The sequence below is a fragment of the Achromobacter sp. CF-sbj1-Ac2-l genome (assembly GCF_052698165.1).
On record NZ_CP199855.1, the window covers coordinates 2,678,018 to 2,692,346 of the forward strand.

The 14,329-nt window shown below is 66.5% G+C and carries 16 protein-coding genes; 11 read left to right on the forward strand and 5 right to left on the reverse strand.

All coding sequences use genetic code 11. The features are described from left to right. The first annotated feature begins 5 nt into the window (after positions 1–5). A complete protein-coding gene (locus ACUDCK_RS12290) occupies positions 6–314 on the forward strand; it encodes a DUF2160 domain-containing protein (protein ID WP_054502717.1) in 309 nt (102 codons plus the stop codon). Between the two features lie 111 nt (positions 315–425). Continuing rightward, positions 426–2,156 (forward strand): ABC transporter substrate-binding protein, encoded by a 1,731-nt coding sequence (locus ACUDCK_RS12295; RefSeq protein ID WP_054502716.1) that lies wholly within the window; start codon positions 426–428, stop codon positions 2,154–2,156. 63 nt (positions 2,157–2,219) lie between these two features. On the opposite strand, the gene ACUDCK_RS12300 is transcribed toward ACUDCK_RS12295, so the two are convergent. Next, entirely contained in the window at positions 2,220–2,924 is a 705-nt protein-coding gene (locus ACUDCK_RS12300) for a RipA family octameric membrane protein (RefSeq protein ID WP_156330757.1), read from the reverse strand. A 292-nt stretch (positions 2,925–3,216) separates the two neighbouring features. Here ACUDCK_RS12300 and ACUDCK_RS12305 point away from each other — a divergent pair, with 292 nt between their 5' ends. After that, a complete protein-coding gene (locus ACUDCK_RS12305) occupies positions 3,217–3,522 on the forward strand; it encodes a DUF4148 domain-containing protein (RefSeq protein WP_054431309.1) in 306 nt (101 codons plus the stop codon). Positions 3,523–3,553: 31 nt separating this feature from the next. Further along, a complete protein-coding gene (locus tag ACUDCK_RS12310; protein WP_175167393.1) occupies positions 3,554–3,916 on the forward strand; it encodes a winged helix-turn-helix domain-containing protein in 363 nt (120 codons plus the stop codon). Here ACUDCK_RS12310 and catB read toward each other — a convergent pair. Beyond that, positions 3,891–4,541 carry a type B chloramphenicol O-acetyltransferase gene (gene catB / locus ACUDCK_RS12315; RefSeq protein WP_054502714.1) on the reverse strand — a complete coding sequence of 217 codons (651 nt, stop codon included), beginning with the start codon at positions 4,539–4,541 and terminating at the stop codon, positions 3,891–3,893. The genes ACUDCK_RS12310 and catB overlap by 26 nt on opposite strands. A 158-nt stretch (positions 4,542–4,699) precedes the next feature. Between catB and ACUDCK_RS12320 the strand changes: the two genes are divergently transcribed. Beyond that, on the forward strand, positions 4,700–5,944 hold the full coding sequence (locus tag ACUDCK_RS12320; RefSeq protein WP_445659312.1) for a hypothetical protein: 1,245 nt from the start codon (positions 4,700–4,702) through the stop codon (positions 5,942–5,944). A gap of 61 nt (positions 5,945–6,005) precedes the next feature. Next, positions 6,006–6,965 (forward strand): alpha/beta hydrolase family protein, encoded by a 960-nt coding sequence (locus ACUDCK_RS12325; protein WP_175167392.1) that lies wholly within the window; start codon positions 6,006–6,008, stop codon positions 6,963–6,965. Positions 6,966–7,033: 68 nt separating this feature from the next. Here ACUDCK_RS12325 and ACUDCK_RS12330 read toward each other — a convergent pair whose 3' ends face one another. Beyond that, positions 7,034–7,486 carry a hypothetical protein gene (locus tag ACUDCK_RS12330; RefSeq protein ID WP_054502712.1) on the reverse strand — a complete coding sequence of 151 codons (453 nt, stop codon included), beginning with the start codon at positions 7,484–7,486 and terminating at the stop codon, positions 7,034–7,036. A gap of 90 nt (positions 7,487–7,576) precedes the next feature. Between ACUDCK_RS12330 and ACUDCK_RS12335 the strand changes: the two genes are divergently transcribed. Both ACUDCK_RS12335 and ACUDCK_RS12340 read left to right on the forward strand, forming a co-directional pair. Next, a complete protein-coding gene (locus ACUDCK_RS12335; RefSeq protein ID WP_244976891.1) occupies positions 7,577–8,212 on the forward strand; it encodes a DUF2971 domain-containing protein in 636 nt (211 codons plus the stop codon). Beyond that, entirely contained in the window at positions 8,209–9,564 is a 1,356-nt protein-coding gene (locus ACUDCK_RS12340) for a hypothetical protein (RefSeq protein WP_244976890.1), read from the forward strand. Before ACUDCK_RS12335 ends, ACUDCK_RS12340 begins: the two co-directional genes overlap by 4 nt. A 75-nt stretch (positions 9,565–9,639) precedes the next feature. Here the strand turns inward: ACUDCK_RS12340 and ACUDCK_RS12345 are convergent, their stop codons facing one another. Beyond that, a complete protein-coding gene (locus tag ACUDCK_RS12345) occupies positions 9,640–10,599 on the reverse strand; it encodes an NAD(P)/FAD-dependent oxidoreductase (RefSeq protein ID WP_116793175.1) in 960 nt (319 codons plus the stop codon). A gap of 93 nt (positions 10,600–10,692) precedes the next feature. Between ACUDCK_RS12345 and ACUDCK_RS12350 the strand changes: the two genes are divergently transcribed. Then, a complete protein-coding gene (locus ACUDCK_RS12350; protein WP_064528104.1) occupies positions 10,693–11,133 on the forward strand; it encodes an Rrf2 family transcriptional regulator in 441 nt (146 codons plus the stop codon). On the opposite strand, the gene ACUDCK_RS12355 is transcribed toward ACUDCK_RS12350, so the two are convergent. Beyond that, on the reverse strand, positions 11,108–11,992 hold the full coding sequence (locus tag ACUDCK_RS12355) for an NmrA family NAD(P)-binding protein (protein ID WP_054502708.1): 885 nt from the start codon (positions 11,990–11,992) through the stop codon (positions 11,108–11,110). The two genes, ACUDCK_RS12350 and ACUDCK_RS12355, sit on opposite strands and share 26 nt — an antisense overlap. Positions 11,993–12,126: 134 nt before the next feature. On the opposite strand from ACUDCK_RS12355, the gene ACUDCK_RS12360 reads away from it, so the two are divergent. Continuing rightward, a complete protein-coding gene (locus tag ACUDCK_RS12360) occupies positions 12,127–13,032 on the forward strand; it encodes a LysR family transcriptional regulator (protein ID WP_175167389.1) in 906 nt (301 codons plus the stop codon). Between the two features lie 132 nt (positions 13,033–13,164). Beyond that, positions 13,165–14,292 (forward strand): acyl-CoA dehydrogenase family protein, encoded by a 1,128-nt coding sequence (locus ACUDCK_RS12365; RefSeq protein ID WP_175167388.1) that lies wholly within the window; start codon positions 13,165–13,167, stop codon positions 14,290–14,292. Positions 14,293–14,329 lie beyond the last annotated feature (37 nt).

Consider the following 14,329-nt stretch of genomic DNA (forward strand, 5'->3'; position numbering starts at 1 on the left):
GCAACATGTTGAGCTGGATGGTATGGACCACCCCCGTCGCCGTGTTCTTCTCCTGCATCGTGCTGATGCTGGTCGGCATGACGGTCTGGGAACTGAAATCGCCCACGGTCGAGCGCAAGGGCTTCCTGCCGCTGCGCACGACCCGGGGCGACCGCCTCTTCATCGGCCTGATGGCCGCGGCCTGGCTCAACCTGGCGTTCCTGGGATTCGGGCAGAAGGCGGTGGAATGGTTTTCGCTGGATGAGCCGCCATCGGTGTGGATCAGCTTCGTGCTGTCCATGCTGCTGCTGGCCTTCATCATGAGGAAAGGCTGACGGGGCGCAGACCCCGCGCGATATCAGCGGTTTGGAAGGACGATCGGCCAGTGTCTTCCCCGGCCAGAAGTCCGCAGCACCCCAGGGGAGGACTTATCGAGGAGACAGGTCATGAAATTGCGCATGCACGCCATGGCGGCCGCCATCGCCCTGATCGGTACGTCAGGGGCCTGGGCCGGCGAGCCGGAGGCGAAGAAGTGGGTCGATTCGGAATTCCAGCCGTCGACCCTGTCCAAGGACCAGCAGATGGCCGAGATGAAGTGGTTCATCGAGACCGCCGCCAAGCTCAAGGCCAAGGGCGTCAATGAAATCAACGTGGTGTCGGAAACCATCACCACCCACGAGTACGAGTCCAAGGTGCTGGCCAAGGCCTTCACCGAGATCACCGGCATCAAGGTCAACCACGACCTGATCCAGGAAGGCGACGTGGTCGAGAAGCTGCAGACCTCGATGCAGTCGGGCAAGTCCATCTACGACGGCTGGATCTCCGACTCCGACCTGATCGGCACCCACTACCGCTACGGCGCCATCCTGCCGCTGTCCGACTACATGGCCGGCGCCGGCAAGGAATGGACCAACCCGGGCCTGGACCTGAAGGACTTCATCGGCACCAAGTTCACCACCGCGCCGGACGGCAAGCTGTACCAGTTGCCCGACCAGCAGTTCGCCAACGTCTACTGGTTCCGCGCCGACTGGTTCGCGCGCCAGGACCTGAAGGACAAGTTCAAGGCCAAGTACGGCTACGAGCTGGGCGTGCCGACCAACTGGTCCGCCTACGAGGACATCGCCGACTTCTTCTCCAACGACGTCAAGGAGATCGACGGCAAGAAGGTCTATGGCCACATGGACTACGGCAAGAAGGACCCGTCGCTGGGCTGGCGCTTCACCGACGCGTGGCTGTCGATGGCCGGCGCCGCCGACAAGGGCCTGCCCAACGGCATGCCGGTGGACGAGTGGGGCATCCGCGTGGCCGACGACAAGTGCACGCCGGTGGGCGCCTCGGTGGCGCGCGGCGGCGCCACCAACAGCCCGGCCGCGGTCTATGCGTTGACCAAGTACGTAGACTGGATGAAGAAGTACGCGCCGCAGCAGGCCATGGGCATGACGTTCTCGGAGTCCGGTCCGGTGCCGGCCCAGGGCCAGATCGCCCAGCAGATCTTCTGGTACACGGCCTTCACCGCCGACATGACCAAGAAGGGCCTGCCGGTGGTCAACGAGGACGGCACGCCCAAATGGCGCATGGCGCCGTCGCCGTACGGTCCGTACTGGAAGGACGGCATGCAGAACGGCTACCAGGACGTGGGCTCGTGGACCTTCTTCAAGTCCACCAACCCCGACAAGATGGCCGCCGCCTGGCTCTACGCCCAGTTCGTCACGGCCAAGACGGTGTCGCTGAAGAAGTCGATCACCGGCCTGACCTTCATCCGCGACAGCGACATCCACAGCGACTACTTCAGCAAGAACGCGGCCAACTACGGCGGCCTGATCGAGTTCTACCGCAGCCCGGCGCGGGTGGCCTGGACGCCGACCGGCAACAACGTGCCCGACTATCCCAAGCTGGCGCAACTGTGGTGGAAGAACGTCGCCACCGCCGTCACCGGCGAAAAGACGCCGCAGGCCGCGATGGACAACCTGGCCAACGAAATGGACCAGGTGATGGCGCGGCTGGAGCGGGCCGGCATGGCGCAATGCGCGCCCAAGCTGAACGCCAAGGGCGATCCGAACAAGTGGCTGTCGGACCAGCACGCGCCGTGGAAGAAGCTGGCCAATGAAAAGCCCAAGGGCGAAACGGTGGCGTACGAGAAGCTGCTGGAGGCCTGGAAGGAAGGGAAGGTGCGGTAAGCACCGCGCGATATCTTCGCGATCCCGAAGCGCCACGGTGTCCGTGGCGCTTTTTCTTATTGGCTATTTCTTAATGCTGTTGGAGGCAGGTTTTTCAACCTCAATTGTTGCTGTTCGACCGCTAACTGTCGGGTGGTGTGAGTCTTGGTGGCTTTTTCCTGCAAAGCGAATTGCCAAGCATGTCGCGATAGTCAATGATATTGGAACAGCTTTTTTGTAATCAACGAAGCATGCTTCGAAGCAAATTGGTAAGCTGGATTTGACAAGCATCGATATCCAGATGAGGGCGGTGAATGTGCTGACAATTTGGTTTATTTTTGATACCGAGAACGGCTCCGGTTTGGTGAGTAGGTCGGAGATGGATTTCCATGAAATACTGGCGCGTTTTGGTCTTTTAGCTATTGTTTTATAGAGGGGGCCGAATATTTCGTTCTCTAAGAGTTCGACGTGATTCTCCCAGTTCTCTTGCCAGAATTTCCCGCCCTTATTGACGTAATGCCAGGCAACTGAGAAAACTACCCCTATGCAAGAAATTATTATTAATAAAAGCTCTTTGTCTGCAAGGGTATATGCATGTCCTTTGGTTTCGGTGCTGTATGCGGCGGCATAACCCGCAAACGCGACGCCAATAAACGTCCAGAAATATGCGGCTCTTTTCCAATAAAGATCTATCTCGAATTTTCTTATTTCATAGGCTTGTTTAAGAGCCTTCTTGTGGACTTTCCTATTGCTCTTAAAAATTTCATCATACTTGCTTTGGGTGAGCATGTAATTTTTTGACTGATAAGTTGTTGTTTGGAGGCTTAGTGTAATCCCGCTTTGGTGGATTCGATCTTTTGATATGGATTTGGTTTTTGGTAAAGCTGTTTTTGGTGCTTTGATGATAGGTGTACGTGATAATAGCGCTTTACGACCTTTGTCTTGTTGGAAATCTTGTTAGGCCAGTGCCTTGCTCTAGTCAAATATTTCAAAAACGTAATCCGCTTATACGCTTTCTGTCTGCATCGCCTTCCTAGAATGAATCCCGTGCACTACCCCCCACGATTCATAGGAGTGAAGCATGCAGATTCTTCGTAAAACCGCACTGATCCTGGCCCTGGCGGCGGGCGTTTCCGGTACGGCGCTGGCCCAGCAGGCGCCGTCCACGGCCCTGACCAGCCCCTACGGCGCGTCGCTCTCGCGCGCCGAGGTGCTGGCCGACCTGGCGCTGTGGAAGCGGGCGGGCGTGGACCGGTTCTGGCGCGGCGAGGCCACGCCGGACATCTACAGCCCCGAGTACAAGGCGGCGTTCTCGGAATACGTGCGCCTGCGTTCGGGCCCGGACTACCAGGCCGAAGTGCAGCGCCAGAACGAGAGCCGCCGATAGCCGCGCCCGCGGCATCGGGGCATCCGCGGTCATGGGGCACGTCCTGTTGACATGCATTCCCGAGTCCGGCGACAGGCTGCACTTCGCGGACCTGGAGCTGGACCTGTTGCGCTGCCGCGCCTACCGGGATGGAGAGCCACTGCTGTTGACGCCGAAGGAGTTTGGGCTGCTCGCCATGCTGATGGGCAGCCCGGGCGCGGTGTTCTCCAGTTGGCAATTGGCCGAATCGGTCTGGCAGGCCAAGGCGCCGGGCCTGGGCGCGGGGCACGTCAAGTGCCAGGCGGTGGCGATCGCCATGCGCCGCCTGCGCAGGAAGGTCGATGGCGGCAGCCGCCCTCGATGGCTGCACGTGATCCGCGGCGGCGGCTTCATGCCGGCCGCGGCGCCGTTGTGACGCCGTCGCGCCAATACCGGTGCAGGCCCTTGATATCGCCCGAGCACAGCAGGGGCATGGCGCCGGCCAGCCTGTCCTCGGGCCAGTCCCACCACTGCATTTCCAATAGCAAGTCGATATCGTCATCGGCAAAGCGCTTTCTGATCGGCTTGGCGGGATTGCCGCCGACGATCGTGTAGGGCTCCACGTCCCGGGTGACGAGGGCGCGGCTGCCGATCACGGCGCCGTGCCCGATCGTGATGCCGGGCATGATCATGGCTTCGGAACCGATCCAGACGTCGTTGCCGATGACGGTGTCGCCGGCCTTCTGGAACGCGTCGCGTGCTTGCGCGAACGCCGGCACTTCGCTCATGTAGAAGAACGGGAACGACGACGCCCAGTCGTACCGATGGCCCTGGTTGCCCGCCATGATGAAGGCGGCGCCCGAGCCGATGGAGCAGAAGCTGCCGATGATCAGTTGATCCACATCGTCGCGGTCCGGCATGAGGTAGCGCGCGCAGTCGTCGAACGAATGGCCGTGGTAGTAGCCGGAATAGTAGCTGTAGCGGCCGACCTTGATGTTCCTGTTGGTGACGTCGTCGGAGAGCAGCTTGCCTTTGAAGGGGCTTTCGAAGTGATTGGTCATGGCGGTCTCGGTGGCCGGCTCCGGCCCGCGTGGTGTCGCGGCGGCTGGCGGAGCGGCTCGCAACCGTCGATGATCGCACATTCCCGAGCCCGCCGCGGCTTGCGGTATGCTGGGCGCTTTCCAACATTGGCCGCCCGCGTTGCGGCCCGTCAGCGCGCATGTCCAGACGCACGAACACGGTGGCCGCAACGGTCGAAGGCCGCATCGACGCGATGCGGGTCGCGGTGCCTTTCGTCCGCGGCCAGGTGTGGTTCCGGGTCAACGGCGTGGCGGTCAACGGCACCTTCGACGACCCGGCCGATATCCGCACGCTGCAGGGCTTGCGGCAACAGGCCACGCCGGTGCGCGTCGGCGTGCTCGAAGGCGGCCCTCGGGGATTGCGTCATTTTTCCTGGTTGAACGCGGGGCAGGGCCAGGGCATCCCGCCGCGCTATTACGTCGATCAGCGCCGCCGGGGATGGCGCGGCATCGGCATCAGCCTGGCCGTGGCCGCGGTGGCCGGCGCCGGCGCCAGCCTGCTGGACCTGTCGTCGTTCGCGCAGGTGCTGTTGCTTGTGCTGGCGCTGACGGTGGCACTGGTTGCCGTGCTGCTGGCTGGCTACTCGCTCTACGGCCTGTGGGACAACCGCCGGCATCGGGCGGCGATCCTGCGCAGCGAAGCGTTGTACCGCGACTTGCTGCAGACCCCCGTGCGGCACGTCGCGCCGACGGCGCAGGCGTCCGTCTCGCACCCGCAAGGCGAGGGCGAGACGCTGATCGCCGACGCGTCGCCCGAGATCCTGCTGATACGCGGCGTCCTGGCGTCGCTGACGCACGAGTCCAGGCCGTCGGTCCGCACCGCGCCCAGTTATGGCGTCTATCGCTTTCAGGTGGGCGCGCGCCGCTTCATCATGTACGTCGCCGAGAATTTCGGCGACGCGCTGCCGTTCCTGGCCGAAGGCGACCAGGTGGAGGTGGCCGCCTATGCCGGCCAGATCGCCGGCGCGGGGCCCGAGCAACTGGTCTACGGCCTGCGCAACCTGGAAGACGGCCGCGTCTATGTCTGCCACCACTATTTCCGCGCCGCCTTCACCGACATCGCGCCCGTGGGCGTGGGCCTGAGGCAGCGCGTGCCGATGCTGTCTTTGCTGGCGATCCTGCTCCTGGTGAGCTGGCTGGTGGTGGTGGCGGTGCTGTCCTCCTCCGATTCGCCGTCGAGTCGCGAGACGGCGCCCGAACTGGCCGCGGTGGCGTTCGTGTTTCTGCTGGTGGCCTGGCTTTGCGTCGCCTTGCCGCTGCTGATCCTGGACACGCGCTGGCGCATGGGCAGGCCGACGCGGCGCCAGCGCATCCTGGAGCGCATCTATCGCGCGCTGGGGCTGGGCACGCCGTTCGCGCCCACGGCGGTGATCGAGGAGGTTTAGGATGAAATTCTTTTCGGGCGGCCGGCGCGGCGGCGCGAAGCCGCCATTTCCTTGCGATTCCATGTTCAAGACCTTCCTGCGCTGCTGCCTCGTCCTGTCGTTCGCCTTCGGGGGCGGCGTTCACGCCGCGGGGTTCCAGCGCCTGAACCTGCCGATGGACATGAACGGCCCGGCCCTGCAGGGCGGCATCTGGTATCCGTGCGCCGCGCCGCCAAGGGAAGTGGCCATCGGCCGCGTCACCCTCGCGGCGACGCCGGACTGTCCGATGAGCGACGGGCGCAAGCCGCTCATCGTCATGTCGCACGGATCGGCCGGCTCGTACCTGGGCCATCACGACACCGCCGCGGCGCTGGCGGACGCCGGCTTCGTGGTGGCGGCGATCAACCATGTCGGCGACAACGCGGTGGACCGCTCGCGCCAGGGCTATCTGTCGATCTTCTCGACCCGGCCGCGCGAGATCAAGCGGCTGATCGACTACCTGGCCGGCGCCTGGCCGCAGCGGGCGCAACTGGACGGCGCGGTGGGTTTCTTCGGCTTTTCGCGCGGCGGCTACACCGGCCTGGTGCTGGCCGGCGCGACGCCCGATTTCACGCGCGGCCTGGCGCTCTGCGGCGGCGAACCGTCACTGCCGATGTGCCGCGACATCCGCGACGGCAAGGTGCCGGCGCAACCCTATGTGAAGGATGCGCGCATCAGGGCGCTGGTCATCGCCGACCCGCTCAACGCGTTCGGCGCGGATGCGCTCAAGGCGGTGTCGATGCCGGTGCAGTTGTGGGCCTCGGAGCGGGGCGGCGACGGCGTCACGCCGGCCAGTGTCGAGGCGGTGCGCGAGGGGTTGCCGGCATCCGAGTTCCGCCCGGTGGCTGGCGCCGGGCACTTCGCGTTCCTGGCGCCGTGCTCGGCCGCGCAGGCCGAGGCCGCGCCGGCGATCTGCCGCGACGCGCCGGGTTTCGACCGCGCGGCGTGGCACCGTGACTTCAACGCGGCGGTGGTCGCGTTCTTCAAGACCGCGTTGCGCTGAACGCGCCGGGAAGCGCCGGCCTGCCGGCGTGAGCGGTTGACGGTCGATGCGCCCTGGCGTGCCGGGCGCTAGCGGCGGGCGTCGGCGGCGGCCCGCTTCCTGGCCGCGGCCTTGGGGCCGTCGCGAAACGCCACGTAGCTGCAATAGCGCTGGAAGTCCTTCCTGGCCAGCGCCAGGTACAGCCCCGTCGCGATCATGGCGGCACTGCACACAAAGCGGTGCAGCCAGATGTCGATCGAGTAGGGCATCAGCGAGGTCGTCAGGTACATGACCAGCACGCCAAAGCCCAGCAACGATACCATCAGCAGCCATCGCGCCCATTCGCTGCCACGGTACAGCCCGGCCAGCAGCAGCCCGGGAATGATCAGCTTGAGCAGGGGCGAGAGCTGCCCGCGCAGCAGCGGCATGAGGTCATAGCTGAGGGTGACCAGCGTGCCCGCCAGGACGATGTACCAGAACCGCTGACTGGTAGGCGCGTGACGCCGGGGAGCTTGCCTTCCTTCACCATTGTTCTGCTGCATGGAGTCTCCTTTTTGCCAAGGGGCCAGTGTAACGTCGTGCCGGCGGCGATGCGGGTAGACTGGCGGCTGGGTACACACCGGAGCACCGCCTTGGCCACCTCGTTGCGCAGATACACCGAGCTTCCCTACCTGATCGACTACCTGCAGACGGGCGAATTGGCGCTGCTCAATCCGAAGGCGTGGGATGACCGCAACGACTCGTTCTACATCGAGGAATACGCCCGCGCCAAGCGCCTGCTCGGCATCTATGCGCTGTGCCTGGCCGAGGCCTCCGAGACCTATCACCACTGGCGCGTGTTCTCCCACGGCAGCGGCGGGGTCTGCATCGAGTTCGACAAGGAAAAGCTGATCGAGCAGGTCGAAGCCGTGCCCGACCTGCGGGCCGAGGCGGTGCAGTACCGCACCATCAAGTCGCTGCGCGAGCAGCCGCCCGTCGAGGCCGACCTGCCGTTCCTCAAGCGCCACGCCTTCCGCGATGAAAAGGAATTCCGCCTGTTCGTCTGCCGCAGGACGCGCGATACGCCGGTGCTGCGCATTCCGGTGGCACCCGCGACCATCAAGCGCGTCACGCTCAGCCCGTGGCTGCCCGCCACCGTGTGCGACCAGGTCAAGAAGGTGCTGAAGTCGATCAAGGGCTGCGAGAAACTGCGCGTGTTCCGCTCGACGCTGGTCGAGAACGAGGATTGGAAGAAATTCGCCAGCGCCGGCCGCAAGGAGCCGGCATGACGGACGGCAACGACAAGATGGCCGCGCAGGCCGCGCTGTCGCCGGCGCAGATCGTCGACGCCTTTGAGCGGCTGGGCTGGACGAACAACGACCCCATGGGCCAGGTGTTGCGGCTGCGCCGCGATGACCCGGCGGCGCTGGGGGAACTGGTCACGCGGTTCCTGGATCGCGGCCTCAAGCACGCCACCTTCATCGACGCCGCGCTCGACCTGATGGACGACGCCACTTATGCCGCCACGTTGCGGCAGGCGTGGCAGCGGGCGCTGCGCGGGCCGGCCTCGGAAGGCGTGGCGGAAGTGCTGGATTCAGCCGCGCTGCAATGGCCGCAGTTGTTCGCGGGCCACTGGCCGGCGCTGCTGGCCATGGCGGAAGCCGGCGCGGGCGGCCCGCGTTTCAATATCGACCGGGCGTGGCGCGCGCTGGACGCCGAGACGGCGCGGGCGTGGCTGGCGCAACTGCCGCCGACGATCGAAGCGGATTCCCCGGACCAACTACGCGCCCGCGCCCTGTTGCACTCGCGCCAGCCGCGGACGGTGTCGCGCGCCTGGCGCCAGGGCTTCGGGGGAGGCGTGGATCCCGACGCCATCTATTGGCTGATGGAAGTGGGCTATGCCGACGACGGCGGCCAGGCGCGCGCGCTGCATGGCGAGCAGCCCCTGCACATCCGTTTCGACGCGGCGCAACGCAAGCAGATGACGGCCTCGCAACCCGCGTGGCGGCGCGAGATCCAGCGCCTGCATCCCACCTGGGGTTCGCCGGCGCCGGATCCCGCGTCGCCGATGGCCACCGTGACGGCGGGCCGGATGGGCGGCGCGCTCGCGGCCGCCTGCGGCCTGTGCCATGGACCCTTGCATCGCCTGTTGACCTTGCCGCGGCCCGAGGTGGCCGGTATCGATTGCGCCACACCGCTGACGCTGGCCACCTGCCTGTCGTGCCAGGGGTGGGAACAGGACGGCCCGATCCTCTTCTTCCAACACGACGGCGACGGCGCGCCGCAAGCGCATCCGTCGCAGCGCCGGGCCGAGCCGGTGACGCCGGAGTTTCCCGCCGAACCGCTGCGCGAGGCCGACGTGGCCCTGTTCCAGGCCCCGTCGCGCTGGGCCTGGCAGGACTGGGGCGATTCCAACGGCCGCCAGAACCTGAGCCGTGTCGGCGGCCCGCCCAGCTGGGTGCAGTCGGCGGACTACCCCGCCTGTCCGGATTGCGACCAGCGCATGTCGTTCGCGATGCAGCTCGATTCCGACCTGCCGCAGGCGGACGGCGGCGACTGGATGTGGGGCAGCGGCGGCTGCAACTACAGCTTCTGGTGCGGCCACTGCCGCGTCAGCGCGCATCTGTGGCAATGCACCTGAACGTCGCGCCGCCGGCATCAGCCGGGATCCCCGCCGCGCCTTTCACTGCGTACGCGACGCGGACCGCGCGCATGCCTACACCGGCCGGCTGGCCTGCGCGCGCCAGCACTTGACGGGGTCATCGCGCACCAGCGACTGGTGCACGCCGATCCCAGCCATCACGCCCGAGGCGCTGGCCAGCGTGGCATTGCCCATCTGCAGGCTGGCATCGCCCGCGGCGTAGACGCCCGGCACCGTGGTCTGCTTGAAATCGTCGACCCGCAGGTAAGGCCCCAGCAAGCCCTCGTCGAAGGCGCAGCCCAACTGCATTGCCAGCGGGCTGGCCATGTGCACGCGGCTGGCGACGAACAATGCATTGACCAGCAGGCGGCGGCCATCGGCCAACTGCACCGCGTCGATGCGCGGCGCCGGGCCGAGCAACTGCGTCACCGGGGTGCGCTCGATGCGCACGCCACGGGCGGTCAGCAGCGCGGCCTGCTCGGCGTCCGGCTCGAACTCGCCCTGGGTGAAATAGGTGGTGGGGCCCCAATCGGGCAGCAGCGCGGCCTGGTGCGAGGACATAGGGTGGGCGGCCAGCACGCCGAGCGGCTGGTCGGCCACTTCATAGCCATGGCAGTAGGGGCAATGCAGCACCGTCCGGCCCCAGCGTTCCCGCAGGCCGGGTAGCGCGGGCAGTTCGTCGCGCACGCCGATGGCCAGGATAAGGCGGGCGCCTCGCAGTTCGCGGCCATCTTCCATGGTGACGAGGAAGCGGCCCGATTCGCCGGCGGCGCTGGCGGCGGCGCCGTCAATGAAGTCCACGGTGCGGTAGGCGCCCAGTTGGGCGCGTCCAACGGCGACGATCTCGGCCGGCGTCTTGCCGTCCTGGCCCAGGAACCCGTGCGAATGCGCGGCAAAGCGGTTGCGTGGCAGGCCGGCATCCACCAGCGCGATGCGGCGGCGGGCACGGGCCAACTGCATCGCGGCCGACAGGCCGGCGAAGCTGCCGCCGATGATGATGGCGTCGTAGCAGGGGGGCAGTTTTTCGGGCTTCATCGCTATATCGATACTTTAAAAGTTGCATGATACGGCGATCCCGCCCGGTCATGCAACTTATAATGTTTCAAACCATGAACCAGGAGTCTTTCCATGCGCAGTGATAACCGCCTGTCCCGCATGCTGCACGTGCTGCTGCACATGGCGGAGCAGGACGCGCCGCTGACTTCCGAGACCATCGGCAAGATGCTGAGCACCAATCCCGTGGTGGTGCGGCGCATGATGTCCGGCCTGCGCGATCGCGGCTACGTGCAATCGGAAAAGGGCCACGGCGGCGGCTGGGTGCTGACGCGCCCGTTGTCCGAGCTGACGCTGCTGGACGTCTACCAGGCGCTGGGCGAGCCGCCGATCTTCGCGCTCGGGCTGGACCAGAGCGAACCGAAGTGCCTGGTGGAGCAGGCCGTCAACGCCGGGCTGGAAGGCGCGATGGCCGAGTCGCGCCGGCTGCTGCTGGAACACTTCGCGACCATCCGCATGGATCAGTTGGCGCGGGACTTCCAGGAACGGCTCAAGCAGCATCCGCATTGCGGCTGACGGCGGTCGTCAGCGCGCGCACCACATCCACCAGGGCGACCTGGCCCTTGATGATCCGGTCGCGCGGACCTTCGAAGTCGATCCACCCTTCATTGAAGCCGTCCAGCATCTGAATGCGGGGGATCGGATCGCGCATGCCCTGGGCCGTGAACAGCGCGCCCCAGCGCTCGCGCGGCACGGCGCGGACGGCCACCGACCGGCCCAGCACCTCGGCAAAGGCCCGGGCGGCATCGAGCGGACTGACCCGTTGCGGGCCCTCCAGTTCCACCACACGCAGGCCGGTCCAGTCTTCCCGCAGCAGTTGCGCGCCGACCCGGCCGACGTCGGCCGTGGCCACCATCGGAATGGCGCGCTCCAGCGGTTGCAGGTACGAGTCGATGACGCCCTGGTCGCGCGCGCTGGCGACATCCCAGGCCAGGTTCTCCATGAACCAGCCCGGGCGCAGCAGCGTCACCGGCAATGGCAGGCGGCGCAGCGCCTGTTCCATCAGGGTGCGCTGGGTCAGCAGGTTCTGCTGGTCGGACTGGGCGCCGATGGTCGACAGGCACACGACCTTGGCGGGTTGGCCCAGCGCAATGGCGGAGGTGACCGCGTCGATGACGGCGCGGGCCTCGGGAAAGCCGGGCCTCGGATCGAATTCGGACGGCGGCAGGATGAATACCCCGTCGGCCCCGGCGAAGGCGCGCGCCAAGGCGTCGGCATCGGTCATGTCGGCGATGGCCACGTCGCAGCCGCGGGCGATCCAGGCGGCGGCGTTGGCGGGGTTGCGCAGCACGGCGCGCACGGGCAGGCCCGCTTGCAGCAAAGAGGCGGCGAGCGCGCCGCCGACCTTGCCGCTGATTCCGGTAATGGCATACATGGGATTCTCTCCAGGTGGGGGGCGGGATGCGGATCGATCACGCCGGAACGCATCGTAGGCGCTGGCGATCATTGAGAGAATGGCAATTCAGTCATAACATTCATGACGTTTGCTCACTTATCTGGAATGTCTCGATGGATGGCCGCATATTGGCGAATATCGGCGTATTGGCCGCCGTGGTGGAAAGCGGCAGCTTCGCGCGCGCGGCGCAAACGCTCGGAATCACAGCCTCCGGGGTCAGCCGCGCCGTGAGCCGGCTGGAGGCCGGCGTTGGCGTGCGACTGCTGGACCGCACCACGCGGGCGGTGGCGCTGACCGAAGAGGGGCGTCGGCTGTACGAACAGATCAATCCGCTCGTCGCCGGCATCGGCGAAGCGATCGACAGCGCCAGCGGCGCGTCGGTGGCGGTCAAGGGCCGCCTGCGCGTCAACGCCGATGCCTTTTTCGCCCGTCTGATCCTGGCGCCCCACGTGGGGCGGTTTCTGCAGGCGCATCCCGAGCTGACGCTCGATCTGGCCACGCGCGAGCAATTGGGAGACCTGGTGTCCGAGGGCTTCGACGTGGCGATCCGCTTCGGCGAGCCGCCGTCTTCCTCGCTGGTATCGCGCAAGCTGCTCGATACCCGTTCGCTGACCGTGGCCGCGCCGTCCTATGTGCGCAAGCATGGCGCGCCCGCGACGCCGGCCGATCTGGCGCGTCATGCCTGCATCCAGATGCGCAGTCCCATGACCGGCCAGCCGTTGGCGTGGTCGTACCGCAAGAACGGTCGGACCACGCAGGCGCATACCTCGGGCCAATTGCACCTGTCCGACGGCTGGACGATGCTGGGCGCGTGCCTGGCGGGCGCGGGCATCGCCCGTTTCAAGGCCAGCGGCGTGCGTGAACTGATCCGCAAAGGCGAGCTGGTCGAGTTATTGCCGGACTATGTCGGTGACCGCTACGCCCTCTACGCGCTGTATCCTTCCCGCCATCTGCCCGCTGCCAAGGTGCGCGCGTTCATCGAGTTCGTGGTCGGCATCCTGGACGATCCCGCGGGGTAGGGCACGCCGCCGGCCGCCGGTGTATCCTCGCAGGCGAGCCCGCCCCGCATCCCGGACGCCGGCCCGCGCAAGAGAACACGGACGGCGGCCACCCGCGCCAGTCCGGCACTGCCCGACCAGGAGACATCGAACATGCTATTGACCGAAGAACAGCTCAGCGTCCAGGACATGGCGCGCCGTTTCGCCCAGGAACGCCTGGCGCCCAATTCCGAGCGCTGGGACCGCGAACACCACTATCCGGCCGACGCCATTCGCGAGATGGCCGACCTGGGATTCTTCGGCATGCTGGTGCCGGAGGAATGGGACGGCAACGCCAGCGGCTACCTGTCGTACGCCGTGGCGCTCGAGGAGATCGCGGCGGGCAATGGCGCCTGCTCGACCATCATGAGCGTGCACAACTCGGTCGCCTGCATGCCGATCCTGAAGTACGGCAGCGACGCGCAGAAAGACCTGTTCCTGCGGCCGCTGGCCACGGGCGCGGCCATCGGCGGTTTCGCCCTGACCGAGCCGCAGGCCGGCTCCGACGCCAGCAGCCTGCGCACCCGCGCGGTGCGCGACGGCGACCACTACGTGCTCAACGGCGCCAAGCAGTTCATCACCTCGGGCCGCACGGGCCAACTGGTGATCGTGTTCGCGGTGACCGATCCGCAGGCCGGCAAGCGCGGCATCTCGGCCTTCATCGTGCCGACCGACACCCCGGGCTACCAGGTGGTGCGGGTCGAGGACAAGCTCGGCCAACACCTGTCCGACACCTGCCAGATCGCCTTCGAGGATATGCGCATTCCCGCCGCGTGGCGGCTGGGCGAGGAGGGCGAGGGCTACAAGATCGCGCTGTCGAACCTGGAGGGCGGCCGCATCGGCATCGCCTCGCAGTCGGTCGGCATGGCGCGCGCGGCGTTCGAATGCGCGCGCGACTATGCGCGCGACCGCCAGGCCTTCGGCAAGCCCATCATGGAGCACCAGGCGGTGTCGTTCCGGCTGGCCGACATGGCCACGCAGATCCACGCCGCGCGGCAGATGGTGCTGCACGCGGCGGCGCTGCGCGAGGCCGGCAGGCCGGCGCTGACCGAGGCCTCGATGGCCAAGCTGTTCGCCTCCGAGATGGCCGAGAAGGTCTGCTCGGCCGCCATCCAGACGCTGGGCGGCTACGGCTACCTGGCCGACTTCCCGGTGGAACGCATCTACCGCGATGTGCGCGTGTGCCAGATCTACGAAGGCACCAGCGACATCCAGCGGCTGGTGATCGCGCGCGCTTTGTAGGACGGCGCGACGCGTGGGCGGTGTCGGCCCAGGCGGG

Coding starts and splice junctions, on each gene's coding strand:
- ACUDCK_RS12290 (WP_054502717.1), top strand. CDS start 6: ATGTTGAGCTGGATGGTATGGACCACCCCCGTCGCCGTGTTCTTCTCC.
- ACUDCK_RS12295 (WP_054502716.1), top strand. CDS start 426: ATGAAATTGCGCATGCACGCCATGGCGGCCGCCATCGCCCTGATCGGT.
- ACUDCK_RS12300 (WP_156330757.1), bottom strand. CDS start 2,924: ATGCTCACCCAAAGCAAGTATGATGAAATTTTTAAGAGCAATAGGAAA.
- ACUDCK_RS12305 (WP_054431309.1), top strand. CDS start 3,217: ATGCAGATTCTTCGTAAAACCGCACTGATCCTGGCCCTGGCGGCGGGC.
- ACUDCK_RS12310 (WP_175167393.1), top strand. CDS start 3,554: ATGGGGCACGTCCTGTTGACATGCATTCCCGAGTCCGGCGACAGGCTG.
- catB (WP_054502714.1), bottom strand. CDS start 4,541: ATGACCAATCACTTCGAAAGCCCCTTCAAAGGCAAGCTGCTCTCCGAC.
- ACUDCK_RS12320 (WP_445659312.1), top strand. CDS start 4,700: ATGTCCAGACGCACGAACACGGTGGCCGCAACGGTCGAAGGCCGCATC.
- ACUDCK_RS12325 (WP_175167392.1), top strand. CDS start 6,006: ATGTTCAAGACCTTCCTGCGCTGCTGCCTCGTCCTGTCGTTCGCCTTC.
- ACUDCK_RS12330 (WP_054502712.1), bottom strand. CDS start 7,486: ATGCAGCAGAACAATGGTGAAGGAAGGCAAGCTCCCCGGCGTCACGCG.
- ACUDCK_RS12340 (WP_244976890.1), top strand. CDS start 8,209: ATGACGGACGGCAACGACAAGATGGCCGCGCAGGCCGCGCTGTCGCCG.
- ACUDCK_RS12345 (WP_116793175.1), bottom strand. CDS start 10,599: ATGAAGCCCGAAAAACTGCCCCCCTGCTACGACGCCATCATCATCGGC.
- ACUDCK_RS12350 (WP_064528104.1), top strand. CDS start 10,693: ATGCGCAGTGATAACCGCCTGTCCCGCATGCTGCACGTGCTGCTGCAC.
- ACUDCK_RS12355 (WP_054502708.1), bottom strand. CDS start 11,992: ATGTATGCCATTACCGGAATCAGCGGCAAGGTCGGCGGCGCGCTCGCC.
- ACUDCK_RS12360 (WP_175167389.1), top strand. CDS start 12,127: ATGGATGGCCGCATATTGGCGAATATCGGCGTATTGGCCGCCGTGGTG.
- ACUDCK_RS12365 (WP_175167388.1), top strand. CDS start 13,165: ATGCTATTGACCGAAGAACAGCTCAGCGTCCAGGACATGGCGCGCCGT.